The 14,425-nt window shown below is 62.2% G+C and carries 14 protein-coding genes and 1 tRNA gene; 11 read left to right on the forward strand and 4 right to left on the reverse strand.

All coding sequences use genetic code 11. From position 1 onward, the window contains the following. Positions 1-52: 52 nt before the first annotated feature. Positions 53-967 carry a metal ABC transporter substrate-binding protein gene (locus FHX11_RS23635; RefSeq protein ID WP_184361753.1) on the reverse strand — a complete coding sequence of 305 codons (915 nt, stop codon included), beginning with the start codon at positions 965-967 and terminating at the stop codon, positions 53-55. Positions 968-1,188: 221 nt separating this feature from the next. On the opposite strand from FHX11_RS23635, the gene FHX11_RS23640 reads away from it, so the two are divergent. Continuing rightward, positions 1,189-1,698, forward strand: coding sequence for a hypothetical protein (locus tag FHX11_RS23640; protein WP_246781132.1), 510 nt, complete (start codon positions 1,189-1,191; stop codon positions 1,696-1,698). 211 nt (positions 1,699-1,909) lie between these two features. Here the strand turns inward: FHX11_RS23640 and FHX11_RS23645 are convergent. Next, a tRNA-Gly gene (locus tag FHX11_RS23645) sits at positions 1,910-1,984 on the reverse strand. A gap of 243 nt (positions 1,985-2,227) precedes the next feature. Between FHX11_RS23645 and FHX11_RS23650 the strand changes: the two genes are divergently transcribed. The 4 genes from FHX11_RS23650 to FHX11_RS23665 all read left to right on the forward strand — a co-directional run bounded on the left by FHX11_RS23650 (position 2,228) and on the right by FHX11_RS23665 (position 5,061). Continuing rightward, positions 2,228-2,737, forward strand: coding sequence for a prolyl-tRNA synthetase associated domain-containing protein (locus tag FHX11_RS23650; RefSeq protein ID WP_184361756.1), 510 nt, complete (start codon positions 2,228-2,230; stop codon positions 2,735-2,737). Positions 2,738-2,894: 157 nt separating this feature from the next. Further along, positions 2,895-3,872, forward strand: coding sequence for a thioredoxin (gene trxA, locus FHX11_RS23655; protein ID WP_184361759.1), 978 nt, complete (start codon positions 2,895-2,897; stop codon positions 3,870-3,872). Between the two features lie 330 nt (positions 3,873-4,202). Beyond that, on the forward strand, positions 4,203-4,862 hold the full coding sequence (locus FHX11_RS23660) for an LON peptidase substrate-binding domain-containing protein (RefSeq protein WP_184361762.1): 660 nt from the start codon (positions 4,203-4,205) through the stop codon (positions 4,860-4,862). Between the two features lie 10 nt (positions 4,863-4,872). Then, positions 4,873-5,061 (forward strand): Trm112 family protein, encoded by a 189-nt coding sequence (locus tag FHX11_RS23665; RefSeq protein WP_113468027.1) that lies wholly within the window; start codon positions 4,873-4,875, stop codon positions 5,059-5,061. 27 nt (positions 5,062-5,088) lie between these two features. On the opposite strand, the gene FHX11_RS23670 is transcribed toward FHX11_RS23665, so the two are convergent. Beyond that, on the reverse strand, positions 5,089-6,303 hold the full coding sequence (locus FHX11_RS23670; RefSeq protein ID WP_184361766.1) for a ubiquinone biosynthesis hydroxylase: 1,215 nt from the start codon (positions 6,301-6,303) through the stop codon (positions 5,089-5,091). An 83-nt stretch (positions 6,304-6,386) separates the two neighbouring features. On the opposite strand from FHX11_RS23670, the gene tesB reads away from it, so the two are divergent. The 6 genes from tesB to FHX11_RS23700 all read left to right on the forward strand — a co-directional run bounded on the left by tesB (position 6,387) and on the right by FHX11_RS23700 (position 13,886). Beyond that, entirely contained in the window at positions 6,387-7,271 is an 885-nt protein-coding gene (gene tesB / locus FHX11_RS23675; protein WP_184361769.1) for an acyl-CoA thioesterase II, read from the forward strand. Between the two features lie 214 nt (positions 7,272-7,485). Next, complete coding sequence (locus tag FHX11_RS23680) at positions 7,486-7,836, forward strand: P-II family nitrogen regulator (protein ID WP_184361778.1); 351 nt, start codon at positions 7,486-7,488, stop codon at positions 7,834-7,836. A 28-nt stretch (positions 7,837-7,864) separates the two neighbouring features. After that, positions 7,865-9,214 carry an ammonium transporter gene (locus FHX11_RS23685; protein WP_184361780.1) on the forward strand — a complete coding sequence of 450 codons (1,350 nt, stop codon included), beginning with the start codon at positions 7,865-7,867 and terminating at the stop codon, positions 9,212-9,214. A 278-nt stretch (positions 9,215-9,492) separates the two neighbouring features. After that, on the forward strand, positions 9,493-12,171 hold the full coding sequence (locus tag FHX11_RS23690) for a DNA translocase FtsK (protein ID WP_184361782.1): 2,679 nt from the start codon (positions 9,493-9,495) through the stop codon (positions 12,169-12,171). Between the two features lie 137 nt (positions 12,172-12,308). Continuing rightward, on the forward strand, positions 12,309-12,977 hold the full coding sequence (locus FHX11_RS23695; RefSeq protein ID WP_184361784.1) for an outer membrane lipoprotein carrier protein LolA: 669 nt from the start codon (positions 12,309-12,311) through the stop codon (positions 12,975-12,977). 105 nt (positions 12,978-13,082) lie between these two features. Further along, the gene (locus FHX11_RS23700) at positions 13,083-13,886 is read left to right on the forward strand and encodes an exodeoxyribonuclease III (protein WP_184361786.1); all 804 of its coding nucleotides are present in this window, start codon (positions 13,083-13,085) and stop codon (positions 13,884-13,886) included. A gap of 78 nt (positions 13,887-13,964) precedes the next feature. Here FHX11_RS23700 and FHX11_RS23705 read toward each other — a convergent pair whose 3' ends face one another. Further along, positions 13,965-14,420, reverse strand: a complete 456-nt coding sequence (locus FHX11_RS23705) for a cyclic nucleotide-binding domain-containing protein (protein ID WP_184361788.1) — start codon at positions 14,418-14,420, stop codon at positions 13,965-13,967. Between the last annotated feature and the right edge of the window lie 5 nt (positions 14,421-14,425).

Genomic DNA, 14,425 nt, shown 5'->3' on the forward strand with positions numbered 1-14,425 from the left:
GTTCTCCTTGGCTTGGGGATTGCCACTATTCTTCTGTCTCACGGCTTCCGGTTCACGACGGGGAGGCCAGTCCCTTGGCGATGGTATCGGAGGTCACCTTCAAGAGGTCGAGATAGGTCGGGACCGGGCCATCGGCCTCGCTCAGCGAATCGACATAGAGAACGCCGCCATATTTAGCCCCGGTCTCACGCGCCACCTGTTCGGCGGGCGCCGAGGAGATCGTGCTTTCGGAGAAGACCACCATGATGCCGTTCTTGCGCACGGCATCGATCACCTTGCGAACCTGCTGCGGCGTGCCCTGCTGATCGGCATTGATCGGCCAGAGATAGAGTTCCTTGAGGCCGAAATCGCGGGCGAGATAGGAAAAGGCGCCTTCGCTCGACACCAGCCAGCGCTTGTCCTGCGGCACGGCGGCGAGTTCAGCCCGGATCGGGTCGATGACGGCTTTGATCCTGTCCTTATATGCTGCGGCATTGGCCCTGTAGGTCTCCGCATTGGCCGGATCGTATTTGGCGAAGGCATCGCGGATATTGTCGACATAGACGAGTGCTGCCGCCGGCGACATCCAGGCATGCGGGTTGGGCTTGCCCTTGTAGGGCCCTTCGCCGATGCCCATCGGCTCGACATGCTCGGACACGACGACGTTGGGCACATCCTTCAGATTGCGAAGGAATTTCTCGAACCAGAGTTCGAGGTTGAGGCCGTTCGACAGGACGAGCTGGGCGCCCTGGGCACGCTGGATGTCGCCCGGCGTCGGCTGGTAATTGTGGATTTCCGCGCCCGGCTTGGTGATCGATTCGACGACGGCGGCATCGCCGGCGACGTTCCTGGCGATATCGGCGATAACCGTGAAGGTCGTCACCGCCTTGAACTTTTCCTGCGCCACCGCCGGCATCGCCGCCGACAGGGCGGCAAGCGCCACGCTCGTCACGCCAGCCAGAACCCACCGCCTTACCCGATCGACCATCGAATTCTCCTGCTATTGAGAATGAATTGCAATTGCATCTTTATGGAAGTGTCATCAGATTTGCAAGTGAGAATGAATTGCAATTGTAAAACGGGCACGGATGTTGTTGCGGATTGGGCGGGATGCATGGGCCTGCCGGGATTGGCCCCAGGACGGGCGTCGTCTCGTTCAGCCGATGGCCTACGGCAATTGAAGGGGGGGCTCGGTGTGGCGGCTTGAGATTGTCGAGCGCCAGCCGTCGGATCATCGCCTTCTCTGGTTCGGACGAGCAGATCAGAAAAGGCGGGTATCCCGGCATGAGCGCATTCTTGTTTGACCTACCAGTTTTACCGAAAGGCTTCCGTTTCCCTCGGAGCTATCTGGAGCTTGCGGCAAGCGGGAGGTGGCCCGACATCACGCCGTGGGAGTTTTTGGCCGCGGATATGGCCAGGTCCCTCAATTATTATGGTGCCGTTCTGCAGCGTTACAGGCAGTCTCCCTTGATCCCCTTTGCCATCATCGCCGACAAGACCGGTCTCCATAATGATGGCTATGTCACCTTGGCCCTCTTTGACGGCAGCGATGTCGACGGTGACCCGCGAGTGCGAATCCTTGATTATGCCAAGCCGTCAAAAACCCCGTGGGATAATCTCGCCTACCAGAATTTCGAGGCTTGGCTGGAGGATGCAAAGGTAGAATCCGCCGACTATAAGTCGGAACGCGCCGAAGCTGATGCACCCGATCGGGAGTGATCTTTGAATAGCGCCTTTGTGGAGACCCGGACTCCTTGTCAGAGAGGTAGCCAGCGAAAGGCGGTCTTCGGAAGCGGGAAAACGATCTTTTCTCGTGATCCGGAATCGGTCGCCACCGGCGCTGATAGCTGCGAAACAGCCAGGCAACGACATCGACAAGCCGTTCGGGGCGAGATTATCACCCATGTCTTCCGTCGGACATTAGAGAAACTGGAGCGGGCGAAGGGATTCGAACCCTCGACCCCAACCTTGGCAAGGTTGTGCTCTACCCCTGAGCTACACCCGCTCATTCCCGTCGCGATCCGGGGTAGTGTGTTGGACCGCTGGGCGTCGTCTTGCGGCGACGGGCGCTATATGGCCTAACCGATTTTCAAATGCAACAGGGAAATGACGACTTCGCGAAGAAAAATTTGGGTTTTTCGTTTTGATCGCCGGAAAGCCCTGAAATTCCGGGCTTTTTCGTCTCGAAGATTGCAAAGGGCCGGCGGGCGACGTATCAGGAGGCCGTTATTTTTCATTGCGAGACGCCATGACCGAGAACAGCCCCAAAACCCGCGACGATCTTTTCCGCTTCCTGGATGGACTTGGCATCGCCCATAGCACCAAGGACCATGCACCGGTCTTCACCGTCGCCGAATCGGTGTCGCTGCGCGACGAGATTCCGGGCGGGCATACGAAGAATCTCTTCGTGAAGGACAAGAAGGACAATTTCTTCCTGCTGACCGTCGAGGAGAATGCCGCCGTCGACCTGAAGACGGTGCATACGCTGATCGGCGCGGCCAGCAAGGTCTCCTTCGGCAAGCCGGAAAAGCTGATGGAATATCTCGGCGTCATTCCGGGGTCGGTGACGGCCTTCGGCGCGATCAACGATACCGGCAAGAACGTCACCTTCATTCTCGATGCCGAGCTGATGGCGCATGACATCGTCAATTGCCATCCCCTGTCGAACGACGCGACGACATCGATCGCCAGCGGCGATCTGCTGCGCTTCATGGAGGCGACGGGTCACACGCCGGTAGTCTTGAAAGTAACGGCCTGACATACGATTTTAGCGCTACGACGAGAGCGAGATGACGTATAGTCGGCGTCCTCACGCTTTGGCACTTTCATTCAGCGTGATTTTGTCCGGGAGCTTCCCATGTTGCTCTTGGTATCATGCCTTATAGGTCCAGAATGCCGGCAGGCGGGAGACACTCATGAGCGGTTCGAACAATCCTTATAACGCGTCCTTCGGCGGCCAGATGTCGGGCTCCGCGTCTTTCGGCGCCGCGCCGGCGGCCGCGGGCGGCGCGTCGCCGATCAAGGACACCACGACGGCGAACTTTGCCAAGGACGTTATCGAGGAATCGCGCAATCAGCCGGTGCTGGTGGATTTCTGGGCGCCCTGGTGCGGCCCGTGCAAGCAGCTGACGCCCGTCCTGGAAAAGGTCGTCACCGAAGCCAAGGGCCGCGTCAAGCTGGTCAAGATGAACATCGACGACCATCCCTCGGTTGCCGGCCAGCTCGGCATCCAGTCGATCCCGGCGGTCATCGCCTTCGTCGACGGCCGCCCGGCCGACGGTTTCATGGGCGCGGTGCCGGAAAGCCAGGTTCGCCAGTTCATCGATCGTCTCGGCGGTCCGGCCGGCGGCGCGGGTGATCCGGCGGCCGAGATCGCGGCGGTGCTGGAGGAGGCGAACGGTCTTCTCGCGGGCGGCGACGTCAATGGCGCCGCCGAATTGTTCGGCGCGGTGCTGCAGGCCGACCCGGAAAATGCCAAGGCGCTTGCCGGCATGGCCGAATGCATGATCGCTGCCGGCCAGAGCCAGCGGGCGCGCGAGGCGCTGACCGATCTGCCGGAGACGCTCGCCAACGATGCCGGCATCCAGGCCGTGGTGAAGAAACTCGACCAGATCGAGGAGGCGCGCAAGCTCGGCGATCCCGTTGCCATCGAGCAGGAACTGGCCGGCAATCCCGACAATCACGAGCAGCGGGTCAAGCTTGCCAAGATCCGCAATGTCGAGGGCAAGCGCAACGAGGCGGCCGAGCATCTGCTGACGATCATGCGCCGCGACCGCGCCTTCGACGACGACGGCGCGCGCCGTCAACTCTTGGAGTTCTTCGAAGTCTGGGGCCCCAAGGATCCGGCGACGATCGCCGCGCGGCGCAAGCTGTCCTCGATCCTGTTTTCCTAGGGCAATTCCGGGAAACGCATAGCGGTTTTCCGTCCGGAATTGTGTAGAAACAAAGGGATAGAGCGTTTTCGCGATTCGAAGAAAAGCGGACATGCTCTAAGGTCCGGCCAGCGCAGGAGCCGGTGGATTTTCCATCCACCGGCGTCTCGCGGGTGCCCCGATCGAATGCAAGCCGGCAGCGCTGGCCTTTTGCCAGGAATGCCCTTGTATTTTAGAATGATGGGACCACACTGTCCTTTGGCGCGGTCTGTGACGGAACCATGGTCGCCGAGTATCGTTCCTGCGCATTCCATGGGATGCGCGGCACAGTGATGTAGCGGGACGGGAAACATGCAAGTGGGCAATGCCAGATATCTGAAGCCGGGCGATCTGCCTGAAACGGTGGCCGTTTTTCCTTTGTCGGGCGCCTTGCTGCTGCCCACCGGACAATTGCCGCTGAATATTTTCGAGCCGCGCTATCTCTCGATGTTCGACGCCGCCATCGCCGGCAACCGGCTGGTCGGCATGGTGCAGCCGGCGCTCGGCGAATCGCCCGAGACGCCCAATCTGGTGCGTGTCGGCTGCCTCGGACGCATCACCTCCTTCACCGAGACCGGCGACGGCCGCTACATCACCGCGCTCACCGGCATTTGCCGCTTCCGGCTGATGGAGGAGATCACCGGCCATCAGCCCTATCGCAGCTTCCGCATCGCGCCGTTCTTTTCCGATCTGAAGTCGCGCGACGAGGAGGAGAGCGTCGACCGTTCCGCGCTGCTGTCGGCCTTCCGGGCCTATCTGGATGCCAACAAGCTGGAGGCGGACTGGGACAGCGTCGAGCGCGCCAGCAACATGACGCTGGTGAATTCGCTGGCGATGATGGCGCCCTTCGAGCCCGCCGAGAAGCAGGCGCTGCTGGAGGCGCCCGATCTGAAGACCAGGGCGGAAACCTTCATCGCCATCATCGAGATCGTGCTCGCCCGCTTCGGCGACACTGATTCCGTGCTGCAGTAGGAGGGGCCGAATGGACGTGACCGTCAGCAAGGTGGACCCGAAGCTGCTCGACCTGCTCGTCTGCCCCCTCACCAAGGGGCGGTTGAGCTACGATCGGGAGAAGAACGAGCTGGTGTCGGAAAAGGCGCGGCTCGCCTATCCGATCCGTGACGGCATTCCGATCATGCTGATCTCGGAAGCGCGCCGCATCGAGGATTGAGCGCCATTTCCGGGAGGCTGGGCGAACTCAGATCGCCTCGCCCGCCAGTAGCCGCGGATTGTCCCTGGCGGCCGTGCCGGCGGCCTGGCCGATGAAGAAGGATTTCAGTTTCGGCAGCCGGTCGACGAGGCCGAGGCCGAAGTCGCGGGCGACGCGGACCGGCGCGATGTCGTTGGAAAACAGCCGGTTCAGCACATCGGTGGTCACCCCCATGCGGAAGGTGTCGAAGCGGCGCCAGGTCTGGTAGCGCTCGAGAATATTGATCGAGCCGATATCGAGGCCGAGCCGGTCGGCTTCAACAATGGTTTCGGCCAGCGCCGCGACGTCCTTGAAGCCGAGATTGAGGCCCTGGCCCGAGATCGGATGAATGCCGTGGGCGGCATCGCCGGCGAGCGCGAAGCGCGGCGCGACGAAGGCGCGGGCAAGCGTCAGGCCGAGCGGGAAGGCGCGGCGATCGCCGAGCGCGCGCAAGGCCCCGAGCTTGTGGCCGAAACGGCGCTCCAGTTCCTCCTCGAACACCAGCTCGTCGGCCGCCACCAGCCGGTCGGCGTCGGGGGTGCGCTCGGTCCAGACGAGCGAGGAGCGGTTGTTCTTCAGCGGCAGGATGGCGAAGGGGCCGGAGGGCAGGAAATGTTCCTCGGCGCAGCCCTCGTGCGGGCGCTCGTGCTCGACGGTCACGACGATACCGGACTGGCCATAATCCCAGTTCACGGTCTTGATGCCGGCCATGTCGCGCAGCTTCGAGCGCACGCCGTCGCAGGCGACCAGCAGCCGCGTTTCCAGCACGCTGCCGTCGGAGAGCGTCAGCGTGACGCTTGCGTCTTCCGTCTTGAAGTCGGTGGCGCTGACGCCGTGGCGGATCGTGATGCCCAGGCGCTTGCAGGCGCCGCGCAAGGCACCGACCATGGCCACATTCGGTACCATATGGGCGAAGGGCTGGCCTTCGGCCACTTCGCCGTCGAAGGTCAGGAAGACCGGGCGGACGGGATCGCTGGTGCGCGAATCAGTGACGATCATGCGGGTGATCGGCTCGGCCTCCGGCTTGATCTCGTCCCAGACACCGAAGACCTCCAGCATCTTGGAGGCGGCGGCGATGATCGCGGAGGCCCGTGTATCCTTCTTCCAGGCGGTCACCGGGGCGGCTTCGACGACCATGACCTGGAGATGCGGGGCCGCCTGCTTGACGGCGACCGCGGCGGCCAGACCCACATAACCGCCACCCACTACCAGCATGTCCAACATAGCGCTTCCCTGTGTCCTACTGTCACTTCCTGTTCTATATAGAACATCCCATTCATGGTTCCTACCGTCGGAGTTCATTCAAAATGTCGCGAGAGAACGAGAAGCAGACCGCCATGGAAGTCGTGCTCGCGACGCTCAATCTGGAAACGATCGAGATGAACCTGTTTCGCGGCAATAGTCCGCAGGTCGGCTGGCAGCGCGTCTTCGGCGGGCAGGTCATCGGCCAGGCGCTGATGGCGGCACAGCGGACGGTGGCCGAGGATCGGTTCGCCCATTCCCTGCACGCCTATTTCATGCTGCCGGGCGATCCCTCCGTCCCGATCCTCTATCAGGTCGACCGGCTGCGGGACGGCTCCAGCTTCAACACGCGGCGCGTGCTGGCGATCCAGCATGGCAAGGCGATCTTCGCATTGACCGCCTCCTTCCAGGTCGACGAGCCCGGTTTCGAACATCAGAGCGAGATGCCCAGCGTGCCGATGCCGGAAGAACTGATGGACGAGCAGCAGATCAAGGAGCGCTTTATCGCCAATGCGCCCGAGAGCGTGCGCCGCTATTGGGAGCGCAAGCGGGCGATCGAAATCCGGCCCGTCTCCATCGAGGACTATTTCTCCCGTTCGCGGCCCAGCCAGCGGCAGGATATATGGGTGCGCCTGACCGGGCCGGTGCCGGACGACCGGCTCTATCAGAACGCGGTGCTTGCCTATCTCTCGGACATGACCTTGCTCGATGCGGCATTGCATGTGCATGGAACGTCGGTCTTCGATCCGCGCCTGCAAGTCGCGAGCCTCGACCATGCTATGTGGTTTCATCGCCCGTGCAAGCTCGACGACTGGTTGCTCTATACCCAGGACAGCCCAAGCGCCTCGGGCGCGCGCGGCTTCACTCGCGGCAGTCTTTTTACGCGTTCCGGTGTCCTGATTGCGTCGGTGGCGCAGGAGGGTTTGATTCGTAAAAAGGCAAATGATTAAATAAAGTGCATTTTTTTAAATTTGCACTATATTTATGCGGTGACTGCGCCGCGAACTGCCGCTTTATTAGGTGTTTTTGGTAAAATCGTTAAATTTCAATAAGTTATAAATGTGTCACGAATCTGGCACGTCCTTTGAATGTATACCGGCAGTCGCTGCTGAAACATTCGTCAGCGGCAAGGAGAGTCGGCTCCGCGCCGAGGGTAAACAAAGGATGGGAAACCAGATGAAAATTGTGATGGCCATTATCAAGCCGTTCAAGCTCGATGAGGTCCGTGAGGCCCTCACGGCTGTCGGCATCCAGGGCCTGACTGTGACCGAAGTGAAGGGTTACGGGCGCCAGAAGGGGCACACCGAAATCTATCGTGGCACGGAATATGCCGTAAGCTTCCTGCCGAAGCTGAAGATCGAAGTCGCTGTCGCCACCGAAATCGTCGACAAGGCCGTCGAGGCCATCGCATCCGCCGCCAAGACCGGCCAGATCGGCGATGGCAAGATCTTCGTCTTTTCCATTGACCATGCCGTGCGCATCCGTACGGGCGAAACCGATTCAGAAGCGCTGTAAGACACGGCTGATCAGGGAGTTATTTGCAATGACGTTTTCCAAGCTTTCCTCCACTCTGGCACGGGTGGGTACGCTTTCTGCGGCCATGCTCGCGCCGGCGATCGCCTTCGCGCAGGATGCCACCGCAGCCGCCGAACCGGTTCCGAACAAGGGCGATACCGCCTTCATGTTCATCTCCACCATTCTCGTCCTCTTCATGCTGGTGCCGGGTCTTGCCCTCTTCTACGGCGGCCTCGTGCGCTCGAAGAACATGCTTTCGGTGCTGATGCAGTGCACCATGATCGGTGCGGTCGTCATGCTCCTCTGGGTGCTCTACGGCTATTCCTTCGCCTTCGGCGGCGGCACCAGCCCCTATTGGGGCGGCACGGCCAAGATGTTCCTCGCCGGCGTCACCACGGCGACGACGGCGGCAACCTTCTCCAAGGGCGTCGTCATTCCGGAATTCATCTTCATGCTGTTCCAGATGACCTTCGCGGCCATCACGCCGGCTCTGATCATCGGCGCGTTTGCCGAGCGCATCAAGTTCGGTGCTGCCGTCCTGTTCTGCGCGCTGTGGGCGACCTTCGTCTATTTCCCGATCGCGCACATGGTCTGGGATTCGAACGGCTTCCTCTTCAAGATGGGCGCGCTTGACTTCGCAGGCGGCACCGTCGTTCACATCAATGCCGGTATCGCGGGCATTGTCGGCGCCATCCTCGTCGGCAAGCGCGTCGGCTTCGGCAAGGACATGATGGCTCCGCATTCCATGACGCTGACCATGGTCGGCGCCTCGATGCTCTGGGTCGGCTGGTTCGGCTTCAATGCCGGTTCGAACCTCGAAGCTTCGGGCGGCGCGATGCTCGCAACCGTCAACACCTTCATCGCAACCGCGGCCGCCATCATCTCCTGGTCGCTGGTCGAAACCTTCACCCGCGGCAAGGCCTCCATGCTCGGCGGCGCTTCGGGCATGGTCGCCGGCCTCGTCGCCATCACGCCTGCCGCCGGTATCGCCGGCCCGATGGGCGCGATCGTCATGGGTCTGATCGTCTCGCCGCTGTGCTACTTCTTCGTCTCGGTCGTGAAGAACAAGTTCGGCTATGACGATACGGCAGACGTCTTCGGCGTCCATTGCATCGGCGGCATCTTCGGCGCTCTGGCGACCGGCGTTTTCGCCAGCGCATCGCTCGGCGGCGTCGGCTATGCGGAAGGCGTCACCATGAGCAGCCAGCTCACGGTTCAGCTCACCGCCGTCATCACCACGATCCTGTGGTGCGGCATCGGCTCCGCCATCCTCTACAAGGTCGTCGACATCATCATCGGCTTGCGTGTGGCACCGGAAGCCGAGCGCGAAGGCCTCGACCTCGCGTCTCACGGCGAAGCCGCTTACCACAACTCCTAATATCGAGCTTGCGGCGCCCGGACAGCGTCCCGGCGCCGCTGAACATCCCGTCGCGGCCTGTTTCAACAAAAATAAGCCGCTCTTGGCCCGAACCTTGGTTCGGGCCTTTTTTATTGCCGTGACCGAGGTCTGCGGCCCTAAATTCGTCGATAGGCCCGGCGCCGACGGCATGGTTAACATGACATTAACCCTCCTCTGATTAGCTGGAGCTGACGCACTCCGTGAGTGGGCATGAGGCCGATTCGCGCGTGCTTTCGACAACGAACGGGCTGGATAATATGGGCAGAAGCAATTCGGCGGCGTTGGGCGGTCCCTCCGGTCGTCTTTCGCTTTCGGGCGTGGTTTGGCGACAGGTGAGGGGCCTCGGCGGCGTCGCGCTGCTGTTGCTGCTGGCGCTCGCGGTCGCCGCACTGGCGACCTGGAATGTCATGGATCCCAGCTATTCCTATGCCACGGGCAACGCCCCGACGAACATATTGGGCTATGCGGGCGCCGCCTTTGCCGACATCATGATGCAGGCGCTCGGCCTTGCCTCGGTGGTCGCGCTGCTGCCGGTCGTCGCCTGGGCCCTCGCGCTGATTTCAAACCGCCGGCTGCATCGCGTGCCGGCACGTCTCGGCGCCTGGGCGGGCGGTTCCATCGTTGCCGCCGGTTCGATCGCCTGCTTCCCCGCGCCGCCGACCTGGCCGATCCCCAACGGTATCGGCGGCGTCATCGGCGATATCCTCCTACGCTTTCCCGCCCTCTTCATCGGCACCTATCCGAGCGGCGTCTTCGCGACCGTGCTCGGCTCTATCCTGGCGGTCCCGGCCGCCTGGCTGATGCTGTTCGCCGCCGGTCTGGTCGGCCGCAGCCTTCCGGAAGACGAGGAGGATGAGGACGAATACGAGGATACGCGCAGCCGCGCCCGCAGCGTCGGCGACGATGAGGAGGATGACGACCGCGGCGGCTTCCTTGGCAATTTCCTGGCCTTCGGTGCGGTTATGCATATCTGGTACAATGCGCAGGCCCGCGCGCGCCGTCTGTTCGGCATGGGTCCGCGCAAGCGCCGCGACCACGCCTTCGACGCGCCCTACGATTTCAACGATGACGAATTCGGCACGCTGAACGAGCCGGTACGCGCCAAGGCGCCGGTCGTCCGCGGCGAGCGGGTCGAGCCGTCCCTCGACGGCGCCGCGCCGCGCCGCGTGGTATCCCCGCCGTCGATCAGCATGGGTGACGACGAGGATGAGGACGACGATCTCTCCTACGAGCGCGAGCCGCCGCGTCCGGCCGGCATCCTGCCTGACGATGAGGACGATGAATGGCCGATCAGCGCCGCGTCGCCGAAAACGCCTGCCGGAATGGCCGGCCCGCGCGTCGTTCCCGCCGCGCCGCGGCCGAAGCCGGGCGCCCGCGCCGAACGCGAGGCGCAGACATCCTTCATCCGTTCCTACGGCTTCCAACTCCCGGCCGTACACCTGCTCGCCGAGCCGAAGGCGATCGTGCGCGACGCAACGCTGTCTTCGGACGCGCTGGAACAGAATGCCCGCATGCTCGAAGGCGTGCTGGAGGATTTCGGCGTCAAGGGCGAAATCATCCATGTCCGTCCCGGTCCGGTGGTGACGCTATATGAGCTGGAGCCGGCGCCCGGAATCAAATCCTCGCGCGTTATCGGCCTCGCCGATGATATCGCCCGCTCGATGAGCGCGATCGCTGCCCGCGTCGCCGTCGTTCCCGGCCGCAATGCCATCGGCATCGAACTGCCGAATTCGACGCGCGAAACCGTCTATCTGCGCGAGCTCGTCGCCAGCCGCGATTTCGAAAGCTCCAAGGCCAAGCTCGCCATGGCGCTCGGCAAGACGATCGGCGGCGAGCCTGTCATCGCCGATCTTGCCAAGATGCCGCATCTGCTGGTCGCCGGTACTACTGGTTCCGGTAAATCGGTTGCCATCAACACGATGATCCTGTCGCTGCTCTACCGGATGACGCCGGAGCAGTGCCGGCTGATCATGATCGACCCAAAGATGCTGGAACTTTCCGTCTATGACGGCATCCCGCATCTGCTCTCTCCTGTTGTCACCGATCCGAAGAAGGCCGTCGTCGCGCTGAAATGGACCGTGCGCGAGATGGAAGAGCGCTACAAGAAGATGTCGAAGATCGGCGTGCGCAACATCGATGGCTTCAACACCCGCGTCGAGCAGGCCGTCGCCAAGGGGGAAGCGATCAGCCGCACCGTCCAGACCGGTTTCGACCGCCAGACCGGCGAGGCGATCTACGAGACGGAAGAGTTCGACCTGAAGCCGATGCCATATATCGTCGTCATCATCGACGAAATGGCCGACCTGATGATGGTGGCCGGCAAGGATATCGAAGGCGCGGTGCAGCGCCTGGCGCAGATGGCGCGCGCCGCCGGCATCCATGTGATCATGGCGACCCAGCGTCCGTCGGTCGACGTCATCACCGGCACGATCAAGGCGAATTTCCCGACGCGTATCTCCTTCCAGGTGACGTCGAAAATCGACAGCCGCACCATCCTCGGCGAGCAGGGCGCCGAACAGCTGCTCGGCATGGGCGACATGCTCTACATGGCCGGCGGCGGGCGCATCCAGCGCGTCCACGGTCCGTTCGTCTCCGACGGCGAGGTGGAGGACATCGTCTCCTATCTGAAGACGCAGGGCGCACCGCAATATCTCGACGCGATCACTGCCGACGATGACGAGGATGACGACGGTCATGGCCCGGCGGGCACAGCCAATCTTGCCGATTCGGAAGACCCCTACGATCAGGCGGTTGCTGTCGTTCTGAGCGACGGCAAGGCCTCGACCTCCTACATCCAGCGCCGTCTCGGCATCGGCTACAACCGTGCCGCCTCGCTGATCGAGCGCATGGAAGAGGAGGGCGTGATCGGCCCGGCCAACCATGCCGGCAAACGCGAGATTCTCGTTCCCACCAAGGCGGATATTCTGGACCGCTGAGGTCACAGGCCCTTTTCGCCTCGTCTATCCCGGCTATGCTCAGGGACATTTGATCGCGGCCCACAACCGGACATGGGCCGTTGCGCCATGAAGACGCCGATTTTGCGCGCCATGGACAAAGCATGAAGGAGAATTCGATGACAAAGTTCGATGCGCAGCCGTCCAGCCGACTTTCCCTGAGCCGCCGGCATTTCCTCGGCGCCGTGGTCGCGGTCGGTGCGGCTGGCGCCCTGCCGGTTTCGGCCTTTGCGCAGGCTCAGGCCCAAGCACAGGCAACTGCAGCCACGCTCAACCCCGACATCGCCCAGGCCATCGCCGACCATTTCTCGTCCATTAAGACGATGAAGGGAGGTTTCCTGCAGATCGGGCCGCGCGGCGACCAGATGAGCGGCGCCTTCTTCATCCAGCGTCCGGGCAAGATGCGCTTCAACTACGATCCGCCGTCCCGCATGCGCGTCATCTGCGATGGCAACAACGTCCAGGTCATCAACGACCAGACGCGGACGAAGAACATGTATCAGCTGTCGAAGACGCCGCTGAGCCTGCTGCTCGCCAACAAGATCGATCTGTCGGCCGATATGGTGCGCGAGGTGGATTCGCAGCCGGATCTGACCAGGATCACGCTCGGCAACCGCACCGTCTTCGGCGATTCCACGATCACGATGATCTTCGATTCCAAGAGCTACGACCTGCGCCAGTGGACGGTGATCGATCCGCAAGGAAAGACCACGGATGTCATCATCAACAATGTAAAGACCAATGTCGCCTTCGACGACAGCGTCTTCCGTATCGACTATACGCGCTGATCGTCGTCTCCATTCTTTGCGGCGGGGGAAGCGTCGAATGATCCTTCCCTTTCGCTCGAAGCCGGTCTAAAGCCTTATCCGAATTAGAGGATAAGGGCTCGGCGCATGGGTTTTTCGATCGCGACTTGGAACATCAACTCGGTGCGGCTGCGCATGCCGATCGTCGAGCAATTCGTGATGCAGGCCAGGCCCGACATCCTCTGCCTGCAGGAGACCAAGGTTCCGAACGAACTCTTTCCGCATGCGCCGCTGAGGGCGCTCGGCTACGAGCATATCATCATCCATGGCCAGAAGGGCTATCACGGCGTCGCCATCGCCTCGCGCTTTCCCCTGACCGAGGATCACCGGCAGGATTACTGCAATGTCGGTGACAGCCGGCATATCTCGGCGATCTTCGAGCGCGGCGGCCGGCGCATCCGGCTGCATAATTTCTACGTGCCGGCCGGCGGCGACGAGCCGGACCGGGCGATCAATCCGAAGTTCGGCCACAAGCTCGATTTCATCGAGGAGATGAAGCATCTGCATGCCAATGCCGAGCAGAACACCTCCGCCATCCTCGTCGGCGATCTCAACATCGCGCCGCTGGAGCATGACGTCTGGTCGCACAAGCAGCTCTTGAAGATCGTCAGCCATACGCCGGTCGAGACCGAGGGGCTGCTCGAGGTCATGAAGCGCGGTGCCTGGCTCGACCTGATGCGCCAGCATGTGCCGGAGAACGAGAAGCTCTATACGTGGTGGAGCTATCGCGCCAAGGATTGGGAAGCGGCTGATCGCGGCCGCCGCCTCGACCACATCTGGTCGTCCTCCGATCTCGGTCCGCTCTTGCAGCGTATCGATATCCTGAAGGCCGCACGCGGCTGGGATCGCCCGTCCGACCATGTGCCGGTGGTCGCGTATTTCAATCTCTGAGCCATTCGGGTCATTTCAAGAGCTGGCGCCAGCCTGGGGAACCGTTGGGCCGACCCTCGGGGTCACCAAGGCGGATGCTCAGGAGAAACGCCCAAGCAGTGCCGCTGCCTGTCGGGCGAGCGCTGCAAAATTCTCGCGAATGCGATTCTGGATCAGCAGACCGGCATCGGGATATTCCTCGATCAGCCGGTGGAACAGCGCCCGCGTGATGCGCATGACATCGGACTCTTCCAGCGCCACGGCGGTATATTTACGCTCCACCAGCGTTACCAGCGCCAGCTCGGACAGCATGGTGCCGGCCTGCACCGTGGCCTCGACATTCGAGTGCCCGGCGGCATCGACGGTGCTGAGTTCGAAGCTGCCGTGAGCGATGACGTAGGCGCATTCGGCCGGCGATTTTTCCCGGAACAGGGTCTGGCCCGGTGCGACATGGCGACGGTCGGCGCCGAAGGCGATCAGCCGCAACGGCTCTTCGCCCATGCCGTGGAACAGCGGCAGTTGCGACAGCAGGCGGATATCGTCGTTGAGCGCCATGTCGA

This window comes from Rhizobium sp. BK602, assembly GCF_014195095.1.
In the GTDB taxonomy this organism is placed as follows: Bacteria; Pseudomonadota; Alphaproteobacteria; order Rhizobiales; family Rhizobiaceae; genus Rhizobium.

What these genes read in the sequence shown, in the direction of transcription:
- FHX11_RS23700 (WP_184361786.1), top strand. Translation starts at nt 13,083, where the DNA reads ATGGGTTTTTCGATCGCGACTTGGAACATCAACTCGGTGCGGCTGCGC.
- trxA (WP_184361759.1), top strand. Translation starts at nt 2,895, where the DNA reads ATGAGCGGTTCGAACAATCCTTATAACGCGTCCTTCGGCGGCCAGATG.
- FHX11_RS23660 (WP_184361762.1), top strand. Translation starts at nt 4,203, where the DNA reads ATGCAAGTGGGCAATGCCAGATATCTGAAGCCGGGCGATCTGCCTGAA.
- tesB (WP_184361769.1), top strand. Translation starts at nt 6,387, where the DNA reads ATGTCGCGAGAGAACGAGAAGCAGACCGCCATGGAAGTCGTGCTCGCG.
- FHX11_RS23650 (WP_184361756.1), top strand. Translation starts at nt 2,228, where the DNA reads ATGACCGAGAACAGCCCCAAAACCCGCGACGATCTTTTCCGCTTCCTG.
- FHX11_RS23635 (WP_184361753.1), bottom strand. Translation starts at nt 967, where the DNA reads ATGGTCGATCGGGTAAGGCGGTGGGTTCTGGCTGGCGTGACGAGCGTG.
- FHX11_RS23665 (WP_113468027.1), top strand. Translation starts at nt 4,873, where the DNA reads ATGGACGTGACCGTCAGCAAGGTGGACCCGAAGCTGCTCGACCTGCTC.
- FHX11_RS23680 (WP_184361778.1), top strand. Translation starts at nt 7,486, where the DNA reads ATGGGAAACCAGATGAAAATTGTGATGGCCATTATCAAGCCGTTCAAG.
- FHX11_RS23695 (WP_184361784.1), top strand. Translation starts at nt 12,309, where the DNA reads ATGACAAAGTTCGATGCGCAGCCGTCCAGCCGACTTTCCCTGAGCCGC.
- FHX11_RS23670 (WP_184361766.1), bottom strand. Translation starts at nt 6,303, where the DNA reads ATGTTGGACATGCTGGTAGTGGGTGGCGGTTATGTGGGTCTGGCCGCC.
- FHX11_RS23685 (WP_184361780.1), top strand. Translation starts at nt 7,865, where the DNA reads ATGACGTTTTCCAAGCTTTCCTCCACTCTGGCACGGGTGGGTACGCTT.
- FHX11_RS23705 (WP_184361788.1), bottom strand. Translation starts at nt 14,420, where the DNA reads ATGGCGCTCAACGACGATATCCGCCTGCTGTCGCAACTGCCGCTGTTC.
- FHX11_RS23690 (WP_184361782.1), top strand. Translation starts at nt 9,493, where the DNA reads ATGGGCAGAAGCAATTCGGCGGCGTTGGGCGGTCCCTCCGGTCGTCTT.